General features: G+C 35.4%; 17 protein-coding genes and 3 tRNA genes. 9 read left to right on the top strand and 11 right to left on the bottom strand.

Annotated features, from left to right (window positions below):
* Nucleotides 1–195 precede the first annotated feature (195 nt).
* On the bottom strand, nt 196–585 hold the full coding sequence (locus tag AC0L5Q_RS20700; protein WP_473613434.1) for a hypothetical protein: 390 nt from the start codon (nt 583–585) through the stop codon (nt 196–198).
* A 221-nt stretch (nt 586–806) separates the two neighbouring features.
* Nucleotides 807–1,265: a methylglyoxal synthase gene (locus tag AC0L5Q_RS20705; RefSeq protein WP_473613435.1), complete on the bottom strand. Its 459-nt coding sequence runs from the start codon at nt 1,263–1,265 to the stop codon at nt 807–809.
* A 426-nt stretch (nt 1,266–1,691) separates the two neighbouring features.
* Here AC0L5Q_RS20705 and AC0L5Q_RS20710 point away from each other — a divergent pair, with 426 nt between their 5' ends.
* The gene (locus AC0L5Q_RS20710) at nt 1,692–2,597 is read left to right on the top strand and encodes a DMT family transporter (RefSeq protein ID WP_473613436.1); all 906 of its coding nucleotides are present in this window, start codon (nt 1,692–1,694) and stop codon (nt 2,595–2,597) included.
* Between the two features lie 98 nt (nt 2,598–2,695).
* Entirely contained in the window at nt 2,696–3,136 is a 441-nt protein-coding gene (locus AC0L5Q_RS20715; RefSeq protein ID WP_473613437.1) for a GNAT family N-acetyltransferase, read from the top strand.
* A gap of 30 nt (nt 3,137–3,166) precedes the next feature.
* Here AC0L5Q_RS20715 and AC0L5Q_RS20720 read toward each other — a convergent pair whose 3' ends face one another.
* A complete protein-coding gene (locus AC0L5Q_RS20720) occupies nt 3,167–4,507 on the bottom strand; it encodes a M20/M25/M40 family metallo-hydrolase (RefSeq protein WP_473613438.1) in 1,341 nt (446 codons plus the stop codon).
* Between the two features lie 109 nt (nt 4,508–4,616).
* The gene (locus AC0L5Q_RS20725) at nt 4,617–5,150 is read right to left on the bottom strand and encodes a YaeQ family protein (RefSeq protein WP_473613439.1); all 534 of its coding nucleotides are present in this window, start codon (nt 5,148–5,150) and stop codon (nt 4,617–4,619) included.
* A gap of 570 nt (nt 5,151–5,720) precedes the next feature.
* Between AC0L5Q_RS20725 and AC0L5Q_RS20730 the strand changes: the two genes are divergently transcribed.
* Nucleotides 5,721–6,842 (top strand): pyridoxal-phosphate-dependent aminotransferase family protein, encoded by a 1,122-nt coding sequence (locus AC0L5Q_RS20730; protein ID WP_473613440.1) that lies wholly within the window; start codon nt 5,721–5,723, stop codon nt 6,840–6,842.
* 86 nt (nt 6,843–6,928) lie between these two features.
* Here the strand turns inward: AC0L5Q_RS20730 and AC0L5Q_RS20735 are convergent, their stop codons facing one another.
* Nucleotides 6,929–7,783 carry a PA4780 family RIO1-like protein kinase gene (locus AC0L5Q_RS20735; RefSeq protein WP_473613441.1) on the bottom strand — a complete coding sequence of 285 codons (855 nt, stop codon included), beginning with the start codon at nt 7,781–7,783 and terminating at the stop codon, nt 6,929–6,931.
* A 215-nt stretch (nt 7,784–7,998) separates the two neighbouring features.
* On the opposite strand from AC0L5Q_RS20735, the gene AC0L5Q_RS20740 reads away from it, so the two are divergent.
* The 3 genes from AC0L5Q_RS20740 to AC0L5Q_RS20750 all read left to right on the top strand — a co-directional run bounded on the left by AC0L5Q_RS20740 (nt 7,999) and on the right by AC0L5Q_RS20750 (nt 11,489).
* Nucleotides 7,999–9,408, top strand: a complete 1,410-nt coding sequence (locus AC0L5Q_RS20740) for an alanine/glycine:cation symporter family protein (RefSeq protein WP_473613442.1) — start codon at nt 7,999–8,001, stop codon at nt 9,406–9,408.
* Between the two features lie 80 nt (nt 9,409–9,488).
* Complete coding sequence (locus AC0L5Q_RS20745; RefSeq protein WP_473613443.1) at nt 9,489–10,790, top strand: DEAD/DEAH box helicase; 1,302 nt, start codon at nt 9,489–9,491, stop codon at nt 10,788–10,790.
* Nucleotides 10,791–10,838: 48 nt separating this feature from the next.
* Nucleotides 10,839–11,489, top strand: a complete 651-nt coding sequence (locus AC0L5Q_RS20750) for a hypothetical protein (protein ID WP_473613444.1) — start codon at nt 10,839–10,841, stop codon at nt 11,487–11,489.
* A 3-nt stretch (nt 11,490–11,492) separates the two neighbouring features.
* Here the strand turns inward: AC0L5Q_RS20750 and AC0L5Q_RS20755 are convergent, their stop codons facing one another.
* Both AC0L5Q_RS20755 and AC0L5Q_RS20760 read right to left on the bottom strand, forming a co-directional pair.
* The gene (locus tag AC0L5Q_RS20755) at nt 11,493–11,945 is read right to left on the bottom strand and encodes a hypothetical protein (RefSeq protein WP_473613445.1); all 453 of its coding nucleotides are present in this window, start codon (nt 11,943–11,945) and stop codon (nt 11,493–11,495) included.
* 189 nt (nt 11,946–12,134) lie between these two features.
* Nucleotides 12,135–13,025 (bottom strand): GGDEF domain-containing protein, encoded by an 891-nt coding sequence (locus AC0L5Q_RS20760; RefSeq protein WP_473613446.1) that lies wholly within the window; start codon nt 13,023–13,025, stop codon nt 12,135–12,137.
* A gap of 277 nt (nt 13,026–13,302) precedes the next feature.
* Here AC0L5Q_RS20760 and AC0L5Q_RS20765 point away from each other — a divergent pair, with 277 nt between their 5' ends.
* Nucleotides 13,303–15,270, top strand: a complete 1,968-nt coding sequence (locus AC0L5Q_RS20765) for a monovalent cation:proton antiporter family protein (protein ID WP_473613447.1) — start codon at nt 13,303–13,305, stop codon at nt 15,268–15,270.
* Nucleotides 15,271–15,275: 5 nt separating this feature from the next.
* Here the strand turns inward: AC0L5Q_RS20765 and AC0L5Q_RS20770 are convergent, their stop codons facing one another.
* The gene (locus AC0L5Q_RS20770; protein WP_473613448.1) at nt 15,276–16,427 is read right to left on the bottom strand and encodes a patatin-like phospholipase family protein; all 1,152 of its coding nucleotides are present in this window, start codon (nt 16,425–16,427) and stop codon (nt 15,276–15,278) included.
* 238 nt (nt 16,428–16,665) lie between these two features.
* On the opposite strand from AC0L5Q_RS20770, the gene AC0L5Q_RS20775 reads away from it, so the two are divergent.
* Together AC0L5Q_RS20775 and AC0L5Q_RS20780 are read left to right on the top strand one after the other, a co-directional pair.
* The gene (locus AC0L5Q_RS20775; protein WP_473613449.1) at nt 16,666–17,553 is read left to right on the top strand and encodes an EamA family transporter; all 888 of its coding nucleotides are present in this window, start codon (nt 16,666–16,668) and stop codon (nt 17,551–17,553) included.
* Nucleotides 17,554–17,609: 56 nt separating this feature from the next.
* Nucleotides 17,610–18,092, top strand: coding sequence for an FKBP-type peptidyl-prolyl cis-trans isomerase (locus AC0L5Q_RS20780; protein WP_473613450.1), 483 nt, complete (start codon nt 17,610–17,612; stop codon nt 18,090–18,092).
* Between the two features lie 120 nt (nt 18,093–18,212).
* On the opposite strand, the gene AC0L5Q_RS20785 is transcribed toward AC0L5Q_RS20780, so the two are convergent.
* The 3 genes from AC0L5Q_RS20785 to AC0L5Q_RS20795 form a co-directional block, all read right to left on the bottom strand.
* Nucleotides 18,213–18,288 (bottom strand) — tRNA-Asn (locus AC0L5Q_RS20785).
* A gap of 49 nt (nt 18,289–18,337) precedes the next feature.
* A tRNA-Asn gene (locus tag AC0L5Q_RS20790) sits at nt 18,338–18,413 on the bottom strand.
* A gap of 187 nt (nt 18,414–18,600) precedes the next feature.
* Nucleotides 18,601–18,676, bottom strand: a tRNA-Asn gene (locus AC0L5Q_RS20795).
* Nucleotides 18,677–18,798: the final 122 nt, after the last annotated feature.

Genomic DNA, 18,798 nt, shown 5'->3' on the forward strand with positions numbered 1-18,798 from the left:
CTAACTTCGTTGAATTTATTACTAATAGCCAGCTATTAGATAGAAAAATTCGCCTTGTTATACACAAAAATATCAATGTTGAGAAGCTAATATAGCTTAGGAAAACAACGATACACATTAAGTTTTTGATAAATATTAACTTTAATTCATTCGCTAACATTCATTAACCCGAGTTGAGGTTAAATAATGTAATCGTCACTTGGTATTATTAAGTTCTTTATTAAGCCAGTCTAAACCAGATTGCCAGCCAAGCTCTAAGCCTGAAAACATTTTTAAATTAAAGTTATCAACTTCACGTGCTTTCAAAATATTGCTGGTTGATTCTTTACTCACTTCATTATAGTAAATAACAGCCATCGCTTTTAGTCCTTCTAATGAACCTATACTTAACTGAGCTTCGAAAGTGAAGCTATAGTGGTTAATTCTATTAATTAATAAGCCAAAATCTTCTTTAAAATGCTCAGCTAAAAATTGATCGTATTCGTCGATCATTTCAAGCGTTATTACCACATTATTATTAATAATAATTTCGGCAATATTCTCAGATAAAATGTTAATAAATCCAAAGCTTAAAGTTTTTTTCATTAATCTACTTATTTCACGTATTAGCGCTTTAATATTGTATATTTTGATAAGTATATATCATATTTCATATTAGACAGGGAAAGCCAAGGTGTAGATAGGTAATAACTTGAATAAACTAGGAAAATAAATGGAATTAAATTTAATTAGGGTTAATAGTGCTTAATATATGAACTATTAAAACCAAGGGCCTTAAAAAAGGCCGCTGGTGTAAATGAGGTTTTTTATGATATTCGGCTACTCATATAGTTTTCGTAGTCAGGAATTTTTTTCTCGTATTCGGTATCAAACAAGGTTGAGTTAATTAAAAAATCAGCAGAGGCTTGATTACAGGCAACAGGAATATTCCAAACTGCGGCGAGTCTTAAAAGAGCTTTTACGTCAGGGTCATGAGGTTGCGCTTCTAATGGATCCCAAAAGAAGATAAGCATATCTACTTTTTGTTCAGTAATAAGTGCGCCTATTTGTTGGTCGCCACCTAATGGACCACTAATGAGTTTATTAATGGTTAAGCCTGTATTGTTAGCTAATAATGTGCCGGTAGTACCGGTGGCATATAATTGGTGTTCGGTAAGCTTAGATTCAAATTTTTGGCACCAAAGTAGTAAATCTTTTTTCATATTGTCGTGGGCAACGAGAGAGATAGATTTTCTTTGAGGAGATGTAACCGTTGTGTATAACATGAAGGAACTCGTATTTTCGTTATTATTACTATTATCTTTAAATATTACAGACACAAAGTAAACACTAGAACGCTATAAATTAACTTTGTTTTACATTGTAAAAGTTTTATTTTTAAAAAGGTTTTTACGGGTTGACTTATGTTTCAACAATAGCGAGTATGTTAGGGCTATTATTAACTTATTAAATATTAAGAACGCTAAAATATGTTTAACCTTCTCATTACAGTATTAAATCCTATTCTTAATCGTATGGTCATTGCGGCCAAACGCTGGGAAGTTTTTTCTGTGGTGAATTGATAATAAAGTAACTAATCATTTTAAAGCCGCAGAACGAAAATTCTGCGGCTTTTGTCTTTTTTATATAACAAAGTTTGCAGTTATTCTTCGGCATCATTAATACCGTTAGGTATAACAAGGAGATATATTATGTCGGTACCAGCTGCTTACTTTGCTGTTGTATTAATTTGGTCAACAACACCGTTGGGGATTACTTGGAGTAGTGAAACCGTTAACCCAACGCTAGCAGTACTGGCTCGTATGGTTATTGCTGTTGTTCTTGGCGGGTTAATTTTAAAAATAAGTAAGATAGAGCTTCCTTTAAACCGACAAGCATTTAAGTTATATGGTTATTCAACTATTGGTATTTTTGGTGGTATGTCGTTTGCTTATGTTGCTGCCCAGTATATTGCTTCGGGGTTAATATCTTTGATTTTTGGTTTAGCGCCTATTTTTTCAGGTGTTTTAGCCCAAAAAATATTAAACGAACCTAAGTTTAGTAAAACCAAAAAGTTTGCATTATTATTTGCCATGATAGGTTTAGCTATTGTTTGTTACGACAAGGTTTTTGCACAAACAGGCGCTTTATCTTCAGATAGTTATTTAGGTATTGCTGCAGTTTTATGTGCTGTTTTCTTTTTTAGTATCAGTGGAGTATTAGTAAAGAGTGTTGATATAAAAATAAATGCTTTGGCTTCAACTGTTGGTTCATTAGTGTTTTCAATTCCATTTTTTGTTGCTGTATGGTTGATTTTTGACGGAACTCTGCCAATAGATGAGTGGGAAACTAAATCGTTATTAGCTATTTTATACTTAGGTGTATTTGGTTCTCTAATTGGTTTTATTGCTTATTATTATGTATTGCAAAAATTAGATGCGAGTACGGTAGCATTAATAACTATGATTACGCCTGTTATTGCCATATGTTTTGGTGCATTACTTAATAATGAAACTGTTACCGACAATTTAATTATTGGTGCTTCGTTTGTTATGGGCGGTTTAGCTTTATATCAATGGGGCGGGAGAAAACGAACTAAGGTTACGGCTCCAACTTAGTTATCCCTATTCGGGTTAGTTACTAATCTAGCTATTATTCTTTTTATAAAACGCTTATTCTTGTTATTTTAATAAGAATAAGCGAGGTTTACGTTTAAATGAAGTTGTCTGTTGGTTTTAGGCGTGCGGTAAGTACTGATATTGATTTTTTATTATTGTTAAGAAAATCGACAATGACAGAGCATTTGAATAATGCTGGTTTTAATTTTTCTGAGCAAGATCATATCAACCGTATTAATGAGTTTTTTAATGATTCATTTATTATTACTAATCATCAACAAAATATTGGTTTAATTAAATTAGGTGTGTTTTCAAACCGTATTCATATTCGACAATTTCAAATACTCCCTTCATTTCACAGAAAAGGCATTGGTAGTTATGTTTTAAATGTGGTGAAAAAGAAGGCGAGAGAAAATCAATTACCCGTTACATTAAATGTATTATTTGATAACCCCGCAAAAAATTTATACATAAGGCATGGTTTTTATGTTGAAGATCAATCAACACTTGAATATAAAATGAGATGGGAAGAACAATAGCTTAAATGCAAGCTATTGTTCTATAAGTTATTAATATATTTTTCCGTGAGCATCTACTTTAGATACATCCACTCGTGTTGGCGTTATTTTACCATTAACTATGTCTTTACTGGCTATTGATAATGACTCAATAACTTTGTGCATAGAGTTTAAATCTAAGCTGTTAATGTCGTCTGACGTTTGATGGTAATGCTGGTCTTTATCAAGTTGTGTACTACTAAAACTATGAGCAGGAACACCTAAACGCGCTAATGTTGCGTTGTCTGAACGGTAGAATAAACCTTGTTCAGGATATGGATCGGTGAATATTTCCATGTTGTGCGGAGCTAAACTTTTATTTAATAATTCGCCTAGGTTAGATCGCTCCATTCCTGTCATCCATAAAGTACCCGCACCAAATTTTGATGGTTTACCTATCATTTCAATATTTATCATAGCGATAACATTGTCTGGATTGAGTTGTTGAGATAAATAACGTGAGCCGTACCCGCCAATTTCTTCAGCCGTAAAAGCGGCAAACATTAAGGTTCTGGCGTTAGTGCCTTGTTTAGCAAAATGTTCAGCTAAGTTAATAACAGCTGTAGTGCCTGAAGCATCATCGTCTGCACCATTGTAAATTTGTTTACCATCAGGCGTTGTGCCTAAGTGGTCGTAGTGCGCTGAAAACATAACAATTTCATCTGCTTTACTATTACCCGGTAATATACCCACTACATTCGTTAATGATTTTTTACTTATAGTGGTTGAAGCTTGAACCTGAATTTGTTGAACATCTGTTTCATTTGTTAGTACAAGTACAATTGCGCCTTGATGATTTTCACCATTACCTTCTACCACAAGTTTAGTTAAACCACGGTTTAAAAATTGTTGGTACTTTTGAAAAATATCGTTATGCGCTGTATTCACTAAGATGAGATTTTGTCCGCCTGCATTATTCACTTTGCGCAGTAAATCTCTGAAATTGTCTTTTTTACCTAAAATATGAGTTTTTATTGCATCAGGATTTGTCCATGTCAGATCTTTCATGGTGCTGGCAACGGTAATGTTACTTTTAGGTATTTCTTTACCATTTAAACTGACTGAAAATGCACTGGGTGTAATACTGGTAATAGTAAAGGTTTGTTTGTAAGTGGATAATCCTTCTAAAGTTTTTAGGCCAATATCAGAAAAACGTTTACCTATATAGTCAGCGGCAATATCTATTTCAGGCGAAAAGCTTGCTCTACCTTTTAGATCATCGCTGGCTAGGTAAGTGATGTCTGTTATCATCTGCTTTTTTGATATGTTGTCAGCGAGTAAAGGGGCTGATAATAAAGCTAAACATGAGGTTATGCCTAAGGTTAACCTACGTATTTGATTGGTTTTTAACATGTAAATTTGCCAGTTTTTGAAAAGTAATAATAAGGCTACTATCGAGCAAAAATATTAATTTTGCAACTACTGGCTGTTGTAAAGCTTTACTTGATGGAATATATGATTTTTAAAGTAGTTTAGTGGTTTCAATCAACAAGCTTTCATCACCTGCTGTTAACCATAGCTGACCATCTTGAATACTACATTGAAACTCCATTGTTCTTGATATTAATTGTGCTAGAGCGTCTGTTGTTTCTTCGCTGAATTGTTCAATCGATAATTTGTCAAATTGGCGTAGTTTACTTTCTGATTGTTTCCACCAAGTGTCAACACTGCTGCCATAGCAATACAGTTTTACTTGTTGTGATCTATTGCAGGCTTTTTTAATGCGTTTCTCGTCAAGCTGGCCTAGTTCAATCCATAGTTCTATTTCTTCAGAGTAATTGACTTGCCATATAGCGGCTTCGTCTTCATCACTTACGCCTTTGCCAAATTGCAGGTTTTCATTGGCATTTAATATAAAGGCGATTAAACGAACCATCATACGAGAGTCGGTTTCAGAAGGATGCTGAGCAATGGTCAGGTTAATGGTGTCGTAATAGTTACGGTCCATATCTGATAAATGAATTGTTGCTTTGTTAATTGTTGCTTTTAACGCCATGTTTAGTTCATCACATTTTTTGAATGAGTAATTATACTCTGTATTTATCTTATACCAAACGCATTAATGAATTGACCTATTTTATACGAAGAATAAATGGTCAAATACACAGGTTCACCGTTCCCGACGGAACCTAAGCACCTACGTCCTGTAGGCGAGGCATTTATTTTAATAACTAGTTATTCTAATTATTAAATAAATAACGATGTAATTGGCTATTTAAACAAGTATAAATGATCAATTGGTTATTGCGATTGGTATTACTATACCTAAATTATGCTAAAGCTGCTTAAAGATGTTTGTTTGAGAAGAATTAAATTGCTTAGCTATTCCTTACATGTAGACTTTTTATTATTTGTTTTTAAAAGAAAAAATTTTTAATCGAGCTCCTTAGAGCAAAATGCATATTTGGATATATTGAGTATAAGCATAATCATTGTGCATTGACGCTGGTATATGTTTACAGTTGATGTATTATTATGCTTGTAGTTGACACTTGTGTCAGGTTTTGTTCGTGTTTATTTTTAATCTTCATATGAAATATATTTTAAATCTTTTAGGTGATGCGTAATGTCTATTAAATCTTTTATTCCTGTACCACGTACCTTAATGGGGCCGGGTCCTTCTGATGTAAGCCCACAAGTTTTGTCGGCTTTATCTCGTCCTACTATTGGTCATTTAGATCCTCTTTTTGTTGGAATGATGGACGAAGTTAAGTCGTTATTACAATATGCTTTTCAAACCAGCAACCCTTTTACTATTGCTTTATCAGCACCTGGTTCAGCAGGTATGGAAGCATGTTTTGTTAACTTGGTAACGCCTGAAGATACGGTTGTTGTATGTGTTAATGGTGTTTTTGGCATGCGAATGACCGAAAACGTTAAACGTTTAGGCGCTAAACTTGTTGTTGTAGAAGGCGAATGGGGCAGAGCTGTTGACCCACAAGCGCTAGAAGCTGCGTTAAAACAAAATCCAAACGCTAATTTTGTCGCTTTTGTACACGCAGAAACATCAACGGGTGCATTGTCTGACGCTAAAACTTTGTGTCAAATAGCTCAGCAGCATGATTGTTTAACAATAGTTGATGCGGTTACCTCTTTAGGTGGTGTTGAGTTACGTGTTGATGAGTGGGGCATAGACGCTATTTATTCGGGCAGCCAAAAATGTTTGTCTTGTGTACCGGGGATTTCTCCTGTGAGTTTTAGTGAACGTGCCACTAAAATTGTGCAAGAAAGAACAACACCTGTGCCTAGCTGGTTTTTAGATCAGTCTTTAGTGATGGATTATTGGTCGGGCGAAGGCAAGCGTTCATATCATCATACCGCACCGGTTAATTCTTTGTATGCTTTGCATGAATCGTTACTTATGCTTAAAAACGAAGGATTAGAAAACAGCTGGGCTCGCCATGCTAAACAACATAAAGCGCTTGCCGCTGGCCTTGCTGATTTAGGCATTAATTATATTGTGCCTGAAGATGAACGCTTACCTCAGTTGAACTCTGTTTATATTCCTGATGGCATTGATGACGCGAAAGTTCGCTCTTATTTACTTGAAGAGTACAACTTAGAAATCGGTGCAGGTTTAGGTAAGTTTGCCGGTAAAGCTTGGCGTATTGGTTTGATGGGATATGCGGCGCGTAGCGAAAATGTCGCGTTATGTTTAGCAGCGTTAAAAGATGCACTAAGCAAATAAATACTGAGTTATACAACTAAAAAAGGTTGGCGTAATGAATATGCCAACCTTTGTTGTTTTTAAATGACTTATATTTGAAAGTTAAGTTACTCTTCGTTCGCTTCTCTTATACGCTCTAATCGATTTTGCTCTTCTTCAAATGCGGCTTTTATCTCTTCTAATACGGTATCTACATCAGCAGATTCTGTACTTTCAGTAAATAGGCCTGTTAATTCTGTTTCAGGCGTAAGCTCGCCATCTTCATATAATGCCCACATTTCTTGAGCATATTTACTTTGTGCTAAATCAGGTGCGTATTGAGCGTAATAGGTTGTCATGTTTTCAACATCACGTATTAACATGCTTTTGGCGTTGTTATTTGATGAGGCGTCTACGGCTTGCGGTAAATCGATAATAACAGGGCCGTATTCATCAACTAACACATTAAATTCAGATAAGTCACCATGCACAATACCTGCACACAACATGCGCATAATATAAACCATAACAACCGCGTGATCTTCGCGAGCTTGCTCTGCATCCATGGTTATGTCGTTTAATCTGGGAGCAACACTACCTTCATCGTCGGTAATAAGCTCCATAATTAAAACACCGTCAAAACACCCATAAGGTTCTGGAACTCTTACACCAGAGCTAGCTAATAAATAAAGCGCATCAACTTCTGAGTTTTGCCAAGCTTCTTCTTGCTGGGCTTTACCATATTTAGAGCCTTTTTGTATGGCTCTTGCTCGGCGGCTGTTTTTACTTTTACGACCTTCTTGATATTGAACCGCTTTTTTAAAGCTACGTTTGTTTGCTTCTTTATAAACTTTAGCGCATTTTACTTGATCGCCACAGCGCACCGTATATACGGTGGCCTCTTTGCCACTCATTAGTTGGCTAAGTACTTCATCAACGATCCCCTCATCAACAAGGGGTTGTAAGCGTTTTGGTATTTTCATGGCGCTTTTATACCTTACTTACGTGCAATTTGGAATAGCAGATCATTTTCTTATGCATTTATATTCACAGTTCCAGCTAAATGGGGTTAAGTTCTCATTTCATTATATCACTTTAATGAGGAGGTTAAGCAATCGTTGTAAATAATGAAAAAGTTGACAAGTATGTAGGTTTTTTTAGTTATAATAACGACAAAGTAAGAATAGAGTATAAAAATTTGATTGAACAATGGGTTGGTACGATTAACGGATATTTATGGGGAAGTGTTCTTATATATCTCTTAAGTGGTTGTGGAATATGGTTTACGTTGCGTTTGAAAGGACTGCAATTTACGCATTTTTTTCACATGTTTACCTTGTTAAAGTTAAGTCGATCAAGCTCTAAAGAGGGTATTTCTTCTTTCCAAGCTTTGTGTACATCGTTAGCTGCTAGAGTGGGAACAGGCAACTTAATGGGGGTTGCTGTTGCTATTACTTTAGGTGGTGCTGGCGCTGTATTTTGGATGTGGTTAATTGCGTTAGTGGGGATGGCAACCGCCTTTGCAGAAAGTACATTAGGCCAATTGTATAAAGAAAAAGATGAGCAGGGTAACTTCAGAGGTGGCCCCGCGTATTACATGCGTAAAGGCCTGAACAGTAAAACTCTCGCTATAACGTTTTCATTATGTTTATTTTTTGGTTATGGCTTTGTTTTTAGTTCAGTTCAAGCAAACTCAATTACTGATGCTTTTTATGGTTCATATGGTTTAGACAAACTCACAACAGGTATTGTTATTACCATTTGCGCGGCTTTTATTATATTTGGCGGCTTAAAGAAAATAGCGCGTTTTGCTGAGTTTACTGTTCCTTTTATGGGGGTTGCTTACTTACTCGTATGTTTATATGTAATAGCAATAAATATTACATTAATTCCTAATATTATTGCTGATATATTTGCCTCTGCTTTAGGTTTAAAAGAAGCAGGTGGTGGGCTTGTAGGTGCTGCTATTGTTCAAGGTGTTAAGCGAGGTTTGTATTCAAACGAAGCCGGTATGGGCAGTGCGCCCAATGTAGCCGCTGCGGCTTCACCTAATCCTCCTCATCCTGTTGCTCAGGGGTATATACAAATGTTGGCGGTGTTTTTTGACACCATTGTTATATGTTCATGTACGGCATTTCTTATTTTACTTTTTAAAGATACGGGTTCACAGGCACAAGGTATTCAATTAACGCAACAAGCTATGGCGTTTCAAGTTGGCGGCTGGGGGAGTGATTTTATTACCTTTGCGATTATGTTATTTGGTTTTACTTCAATTGTTGGTAACTTTGCTTACGCTGAGAATAATCTTAAATACTTAAATTTAGATAACTTATATGGCCATTCATTTTTAAAAGTAGGCTTTTTAGCCATGTTGGTGTTTGGCTCTGTTGCAACTTTACCGGAAGTGATTGCTTTAGCGGATCTTTCTACAGGCTTGATGACAGTGTTTAATGTTATTTCATTGATCTTACTGACTAAGGCTATTTCAATGGTAACTAAAGATTATCATCAGCAAAAAATGCAAGGTAAGATACCGACTTATTGTCCGTCTGAAGATGAGCATAAAAGTCTTAATTTAACTCAAGGTATTTGGCAGAAAGATAAGTAACCTGTTGCTTAGATAAACTGTTATAATCCGCGAAAATTGAACATGTGTTCGAAAATTATTAGTGTATATTTGGTGAAAAAATGAGTGTTGATGCAATTGGCTTATCGGCTAATTTATTAAAAGCAGTAAAGGCGTGTGGTTATAAAAATTTAACGCCAGTACAGCAACAAGCTATTCCTGTTATTCGTACAGGCGTAGATTTATTAGCTAGTGCTCAAACGGGTACAGGTAAAACCGCTGCTTTTAGTTTGCCTATTTTAGATGCGATTAGTCGTAATATTAAAGACGACACTCAAGTTACAGGTCAAACGATTAAAGCGTTAATTTTAACGCCAACCCGTGAACTTGCAGCACAAGTTGCCAAAAACATTGAAACGTACAGCCAATTTTTACCGATTAAATCGGGTGTAATTTATGGTGGTGTAAATATGCCACCTCAAAAAACAATGTTGAAAAATGGGGTCGATGTTTTAGTGGCAACACCTGGTCGTTTACTTGAGCATTTAACTGAGCGTAGTGTTGATCTTTCGCATGTTAAATATTTAGTGTTAGATGAAGCCGACCGTATGCTTGATATGGGGTTTTTAACTGATATTGAAAAGCTTATTGAAGCAATGAAACAAAAACATCAAACCTTAATGTTTTCAGCTACCTTTTCAAACAAGGTTAAAACACTTGCAAAAAAAGTGTTAAGAAATCCTAAAACATTAGAAGTTTCTCGCCAAAATTCTACATCAGGTAAAGTAAAACAATCAGTTTATTGGGTGTCTGAAACGCGTAAACGTGAACTTTTATCTGAAATTATTGGTGTAAATAACTGGAAACAAGTACTGGTATTTGCAGGTACAAAAGAAAGCGCAAATCTATTAGCTAAAGAGCTAAAACTTGATGGCATTAAAGCGGCACTTTGCCATGGTGATAAAACGCAAGGCGCTAGAAATAGAGCGCTAGAAGAGTTTACCGAAGGTAAGGTGAGAGTTTTAGTTGCAACGGATGTTGCTGCACGAGGTTTAGATATTGCCGATTTACCTTACGTTGTTAATTTTCACTTACCGTTTTTAGCTGAAGATTACGTACACCGTATAGGTAGAACCGGTAGAGCAGGTAAATCTGGTACGGCTATTTCTTTAGTTAGCCCAAAAGATGAGCGCTTTTTAGAAAATATTGAAGAGCTAATTGGTCGTAAATTTGAGCGTATAGTGGCACCAGGTTATGAAATAGATAGACCATTACCTGCGCAATACAAAGAAAGTTTAGATGCGCCAGTTAAGAAAAACCGCTATCAAGCAACCCAAGATAAAAACCAAGCGATTGCTAAAAAGAAAAAAGTAAAACCAGCAGCTACTAAAAAATACAGCAAAAAAATACAGAAGAAGCGCTAGCGTTTTCTTATTTAAATCATTCAATGTTAACGGTTGTTACTTAAACTTATGAATGTTGATTATTGTTTAACAGAAGCACCTTTTGAATATCGTCATTTTTGTTGGTTTTGTGGAGAGCCTAAGCATTCGTTGTTTGGTTTTCCGCATAATAATTGGCTGGTATTTAATTGTCCTCATATCCCAATTCAGATCCCTAGCTGTAAAGAATGTTATCAATTCGCTTATTCAGCTAAAGTCGATAGCATTTGGCAAGTTCATGTACATGTTAAACAGCAATTAATGAAGCATTATCATAAAGATCTTGCTATCGGTTTAAATTGGACGAAAGAAGAATTAGAGAATAGTGGATTTGAAGGTGGTACCTTTGAAGGTTTTCAAAGAAGTGCGTGGTTTATGTACGAAGTAGCAAAAGGTCGAGTTAGCTATAAACCTTGGCCTCTTATTGTTAACGGCGTTACATTAGAGTACATAGATGAAAAAGAAACCTTTTACTTTGATGGGATGCGTTATCCTACAATTGATGATGCAATTAACCATTATGTAAAAATATTTGATTTAAATCTTAATTTCTTTAAGCAAGTATTAGCCAGAGTCGGCGATGCTAAGTTTTCTCAAGCGATTAGGTATTCACGAATATACATAGGAGCAACACCACAAGAGCAAAGAGCAGCGTTAGCAGATATATCTCTTACTCTTTAAGTGTTAAACCTTTTCTAATATCTTAATGACTTTAATTTCGTTATTTTCTAACCGAACGAAATAATGTGTCCATATTTTTTTTCTATATTTTTCAGAATAAAGGATAACTTTGAACTCGCCTTCTGTTGGGCTAGTGAGTTTTATATCGTATATCTCTTTTACTTCAGTCTCATCTTCAGGATAGTTGGCAATTTTTTTAAGAAAGTAAATTAAGTTTTCATTATCAAATGACAAAATAAAACCATGTACACGAGAGCCAACATTAAACTCTAAAGTAAAAGCTTTTGATAAAACAGCTAAAAAATCTTGCATGTTTTCGTTATTAATTTTGTTAAGTTTTTGGCTAAAAACATGTATTTTTTCTTTAGTTAATACGGTATTGGCTTCTTTAGCAAAGCTCACATTAAGAAAAAGAGTAAAGAATAGAGAAATGATTATCCCACAAGAATATTTCATATAAATCCTTTTTAGTTGAAATTTTTTGGCTATTTTATCAGATAGTTATTTATTTAAATAGCCGCATAATCATTCGATGATAATGAGGTGATAAAGTGATATTAAGAAAGAGGTAAAGGAGGGGGAATAGTTAAGCTCGCTAGCGCTCACTTAACTCGTTAATGTTGTATTTTATTAAGTAAAAGCTAATTACACTAAACTTAAGGACATGGGTTGACTAAATTTTTGTTGGTATAACGCTTGATCTGCTCTTTCAAAAAAGCTTTTCTCATCATCAGCTCTGTTCATAAAAGTATAACCTAAGCTACAGCCTACATTATATTTAGTAAGAAGCACGTCAGTATCGAGTGCTTTTTGGATGCGAGCTTCAATCATGAATAAAGACTCTTGGCTTGCCTCTTCAACAATAATAACAAATTCGTCACCACCAAATCTAAATACACTGTCAGAATCGCGAACACTAAGCTCTAAAGCTTTTGCAAAACTTTTTAGTATTTCATCGCCTACATGATGGCCAAAGGTATCATTAACTGCTTTAAATTTGTTTAAGTCTGCAACCACCAAGCCTACCTGATGTTTTTGACGATTTGCGTGATGCATAGCGCGTTTTAATTGCTCGTCAAAATAACGTCGATTGGCTAAGCCTGTTAAGCTGTCTTGCATGGCTAACGACATAGCATTTTTATATTTAATGGCATTGTTAAGTGGGTGAAGAATATATTGGTGTAATTCCTCTAAAATTTTATAGCTGGCTAAACTAATAGGACTATTAATTGCGTAGGTTAATGTACCTAAAAATTCATTATTTATTTTAAGTTCAAACAGACGTTCTGCTTTACCTTGTTTACTTCCTCGGATAGCCGTTCTTACATTCCCTTGGGTAAAATAAAGCCCTGAAAAAGCAATATATTTTGAAGCTTCCATAGCAAAAATATTCAATATTTTGTCAAGTTCAAGCGTGCACTGTAGTTGTTCCATAAGCGCAAGTTTACGTTGAGTATTTTCTTTATTGTTTAAATCGAATATTTTAAAGGCGTTATACTCATATGTTTGGCTTTCGAGTAAATTTAATGTTTGCATGTAACCACCTATTTCTATTTTAATGGTTATTATTTAGCAAATTCTGTACCTAAAGTGATTGTGTTTTTTATTATGTATAACCCTTTGATTTTTAATTTTTAATTTTGGTCGTTTGCACAGTCATTTTTTTGTCAAAGTAAAATTCGGCAATGTTTTGCCGCTTTTATTATGCTGTTTTTTATAAATAGATTTTAAATCATTTTGATGTCTGTAAAATGAGACACTATGCTTTTATATTCTGTTGTTTAGCATGCTCATCATTATTTAAGGAGTTTTCGTGGAAGGTTATTTTGAAATTCTTGCTATTTTAACCAGTGCTGTTTTTATTGTTTGGTTATTTAGATATCTAAATCTACCTGCTATTTTAGCCTATTTAGTTACAGGAATGTTGGTGGGCGAACATGGTTTTGCATGGGCACATCATCATGTTGATTACGAACACTTTGCAGAATTAGGCATTGTATTTCTACTCTTTACTTTAGGCTTGGAGTTTTCATTACCTAAACTGCTTGCTATGCGTAAGTTGGTATTGGCTGTGGGGAGCTTACAGGTTGGTATATCCCTTGTTATTTTTATTTTAATTGCTTTGGCTTTAGGACAATCTTTTCCTAGTGCACTGGTAATAGGCGGTGTTTTGGCACTTTCTTCTACTGCTATTGTTATCCGGCAATTAAGTGAAGCTGGGGCAACTAAACGTAAGTCGGGTCAAATTTCAGTGTCGGTTTTACTTTTTCAGGATGTGGCGGTAGTTCCTCTTCTTATTATTATTCCTATGTTTGCTATGGATTCTGATACTTCCATGGGATTAGCCTTACTTATTGCGCTAGTAAAAGGTGTGTTTGTAGTTGGTGTATTACTGTTTACCGGTAAGTGGTTATTACCACGTTTGTTTAATGTAATTGCCCAAGTACGAACAGATGAACTCTTTGTATTAACCACGTTACTTGTCACCTTATTAGCATCAGCTTTAACGCTATGGTTTGGTTTATCTATGGCTTTAGGTGCATTTTTAGCGGGTATGATGTTAGGTGAAAGCCAATATAAGCATCAGTTAGAGGCAGACATTAGACCTTATAGAGATATTTTATTAGGCCTGTTTTTTGTTACTGTAGGTATGAAGCTAAATATTAATGTGCTGATTAATTCACCTTTAGTTGTTTTAGGTGTTATGTTGAGTTTTATGGCGGTAAAAGTCTGCGTTATAAGGTTTTTAGCGGTTAAAGCAGGAGAATTGCCTAAAGACGGTTGGGCTTCAGGTTTTATGTTAGCGCAAATGGGCGAATTTGGTTTTGTGTTAATTGCTCTAGCCACGCAAGTTGAAATATTACCTATGGATGTAGCTTCAATCTTATTAGGCGTTGGTGTTCTTAGTATGGCGATAACGCCTTTTATGATTAATAACGCACGCAAATGGTCGTTAATGCTAACGCAAGATAAAGGAGTAGATACAACAGAATTAGAAACATTACCAGATAATAGCCAGTTAAAAGATCACGTTATTATTTGTGGTTTTGGTCGTGTAGGGCAAACAGTTAGCCGCTTTTTAAAACCAGAAGGTATTGATTTTGTTGCAATAGATATCGACCCTTTGCGTGTGACAAAATCAAGAGATGCAGGAGAGAACGTTTTATTTGGTTCTTCAAGACAAACAGAGTTGTTACATGCTGCTAATTTATCGGAGGCTAAATTAGTTGTTATCGCTTTTGGTGAAGATAAACAATCGTTAGACGTTATTGAAAAAGTAAGACGACTATCAAAGGATGTTCCTATTTTAGTAAGAACTCGAAATGACGACCAATTACAAATATTGAAAGATGCTGGGGCAAATGAAGTTGTACCTGAAATTTTAGAGGGAAGCTTAATGTTGGTTTCTCAAGTATTATCGTTAACAGGTGTACCATTCTCACGAATTTTCAAACGCGTACAAAAAGAACGTAATAATCATTACAATCATTTACATGGCTTCTACCAAGGTGAACATACAGATATGAGTCCAGAAGCGATTGAACGTATTGAATTTGCTCATGCAATACAGTTAACGAATGATTCATATGCTGTAGGGCATTCTATAGCAGAATTAAAGCAAGGTAATTCACACATGATTATAGTTGCGCTTAAACGTGGTGAAGTCGAAACAGAAGAGCCTGATGATAATATTGTATTACAAAACCAAGACACGTTAATTGTAAGAGGTAAACCTCGCCGAGTTGAATTAACTGAGCGCTTTATTCAAGAGGGGAGATAATAGCGTTATAAATTAAGGAAGCTTCTAATTGATGCTTCCTTTTCCATTGCATCTTCAAAACCTAATTTAATGAGCTGTTTACAGTAATTTTTTTCGAATAATAAATAACTGATAATACTTGATTCTGAATCGTTAGTGATCCCGATTGAACGTAATAATATTTTAATAGAAAGGGGTAACTCATCAAAATATTCTACTGCCATGGCATTAAAATCGTGGGTAGGATTAAGTAATAATGTATCTATTTTTTTTAATCCTGATTTTTCTTTACGTACATCTTCAGGGATTAAGGCGATGGTTTCGTTAATACGTTGAGCTCTTTCTATATCGCTTTGTAAGGTATCTGAGAATATTGAATCAAGTAAATGACCGGCTACACTTGATGCGGTTGGTGGGTGAGGATTGTTTTCATTAGCATATACCGGTTCTGTTGGTTGTTCTACGCCCACAATAAATATACGTTCAGCTCCTAAATGAATAGCAGGGCTCAACGGAGATAATTGATGAATAGAACCATCACCAAAGTGTTGTCGTTTAATATTAATTGAAGGGAAAACCATAGGAATAGCAGCAGATGCCATCAAATGTTCGCTATTAATTTGAGTTGGTTCGCCTCTTCGGTTTGCTCTAAACCAAGGTGAAATATGTTCTTCAGATTGATAAAAACTGATTGAATCGCCCGTGTTATAGCTAGATGCTGTAATAGAAACGGCAGATAAATAACCTTTTAAAATATTATTATCTATTCGTTTAAAATCGATAACCTCATTCAGCAGTTGACGTAACGGATCATTGTTAAGCAAGCTTCTGGCAGGACGGCTAGCGTAGTCTGCTTGAAAACTACCAAATATCCCTTTAGCTATATGACTAAATACTCTGTATGGATCTCCGTGATAAATGCGATTTGTGTTTAAGTTTTTCCAAACCCATTCAAGTTTTTTAACCCCTAATTGAAAACAAGAAGCATAACAGGCTAACGCTGTGGTGTTTATTGCACCGGCCGACGTACCACTAATAATAGGGAAAGGGCAACCATGATTACGGGGGATAAATTGGGCAATAGCAGACAACACCCCAACTTGATATGCGGCTCTTGCACCACCACCTGTAAGTATTAAGGCATTGTTTGTGTGTTTGTATGAACGTTTTTTAGCCATAAACTACTTTATCAATTTCAATATGTTAAGTGTAACGCTTTTTTTATTTTATGTGAAAAATATCCCGAACTTAAAGAAAAAATTATTTTATTTTTGCGGCTAATCAAACGATTTTTTTGTAAGTAAAGGAATTTTCAATAAGTACTAGCATAGTTTTGTGATGGCATTTTACCTATAATGCTCGCCCGTTTACGTATGCTGTTTCATATGGCGTAGATTAATTATATTTGGAAAAACTTTGGAAATCTGGATCTATTTCACCTTACTTGCTGCATTTATGCAGGCACTAAGAACCGCCGGTCAGAAAAAATTATCAGGCCACTTAAGTTCTATGGCAACTACATCGGTTAGGTATGTTTTTGCTTTACCCTTTGCTTGGGGTTACTTATGGTGGTTACTTGATTATAAAACGGTTGAAATTCCAGAACTGAATGCCTCATTTATACAATTCGCATTATTGGCTAGTGTGGCTCAAATAGTAGGGACAGCCTGCTTAGTTACCGCCTTTAGATACAGAAATTTTTCAGTCGCAACGAGTTTATCTCATACTGAAGCTGTTCAAGTCGCTATTATTGGCGCTACTGTTTTTTCAGCTTCGTTAAGTTTTTGGGGCTGGGTATCTGTTGTAATAGGTGTAATTGGTGTCCTTATTGTATCAAAAGTTAAATTTACTTATGACGATTTATTGAGAAACCCTGGCGCTGGTTTTGGTTTAGCTTCTGGCTTAGGGTTAGCTATTACAATGCTATTGGTACGAGAATCGAGTTTAGCTTTGAATACTGACTTAATGGTGAGCGCTGCTGTGACTTTAGTGTTTATGGTAACAGTACAATCTGTTGTATCTGTGGCATATGTTGCTGTTCAGAATACATCACAGATTATTTTAATGCTTAAACATTGGCGTGTGTGCGCCTTTGTTGGGTTAACCAGTGTTATTGGTTCTATTGGTTGGTATACAGCGACAAGTTATCAAGATACTGCTTATGTTAAGGCGTTGGGTCAAGTTGAATTCTTTATTACACTTTTTATTACTTATCGAATATTTAAAGAATCAATTAGTAAAATGGAATACTTAGGAATGTTTTTAATTCTATTAAGTGTATTTATTTTACTGTTATGGGCATAAAATATTGTAATATAGCGCCATTAAAATTAGCGTTAATCAAAATAAATAGGTAAAAAATGAAAATAGCAGAAAAAACAGTTGTTCAGTTTCACTATGTATTAAAAGAAGAAGACGGTACCGAAATTGAGTCGTCGTATGACAATGATCCAATGGCTTATCTACACGGTGCTAATAACACGTTAGTGGGTCTTGAAAACGCTTTAGCGGGTAAAGAAGCTGGCGATAAGTTTTCCGTCACATTACAACCTGATGAAGCTTATGGCGAGCGTCAAGAAGATATGATCCAACGTATCCCTGTAAAACATTTACAAGGTGCAGCAAAATGGAAAGCAGGCATGACAGCTGTTGTTCAAACGGAACAAGGTCAACGTCAAGTTACTGTAGTTAAAGTAGGCAAATTTATGGTGACGGTTGATATTAACCCACCATTAGCGGGTAAAGTATTAACGTTTGATTTAGAAGTAGTTGATGTAAGAGAAGCGACTGAAGACGAAGTTAAGCATGGCCATGCTCACGGAGTAGGTGGTCATCATCATTAGTTATAACCGATGATAGATAAATTAAACCAATGATCTTCATTGGTTTTTTTTCGTCTTGGATTTATATCAAAATATAAATTAAAGACGAAAAAAAACCTGCTAAAAGCAGGTTTTTTAATGTGGCTCCTCAACCTGGACTTGAACCAGGGACAAACGGATTAACAGTCCGTTGCTCTACCAACTGAGCTATTGAGGAATTGTTCTTTACTACTAACGTAACCGCTTTAAAAGCACTTACTAAAATGTGGCTCCTCAACCTGGACTTGAACCAGGGACAAACGGATTAACAGTCCGTTGCTCTACCAACTGAGCTATTGAGGAATTGTTCTTTACTACTAACGTAACCGCTTTAAAAGCACTTACTAAAATTTGGCTCCTCAACCTGTTCTAGAATCAGGAAGCAAACGCTGTTCTAATAAATAGCACAGTCCGTTGCTCTACCAATTGAGCTATTGAGGAATTGTTCTTTACTACTAACGTAACCGCTTTAAAAGCCATTACTAAAATTTGGCTCCTCAACCTGGACTTGAACCAGGGACAAACGGATTAACAGTCCGTTGCTCTACCAACTGAGCTATTGAGGAATTGTTTGCTAACCAACTTGGTTAACGGGGCGGAATATTAAAGGCCACGTGATGAACTGTCAATATAAAATTCTAAAAAATTTAAATATTTGTTTGTTTGCTTGTTTTGCAGGCAAATTGGG

It is taken from the genome of Pseudocolwellia sp. G5-9 (assembly GCF_055808995.1).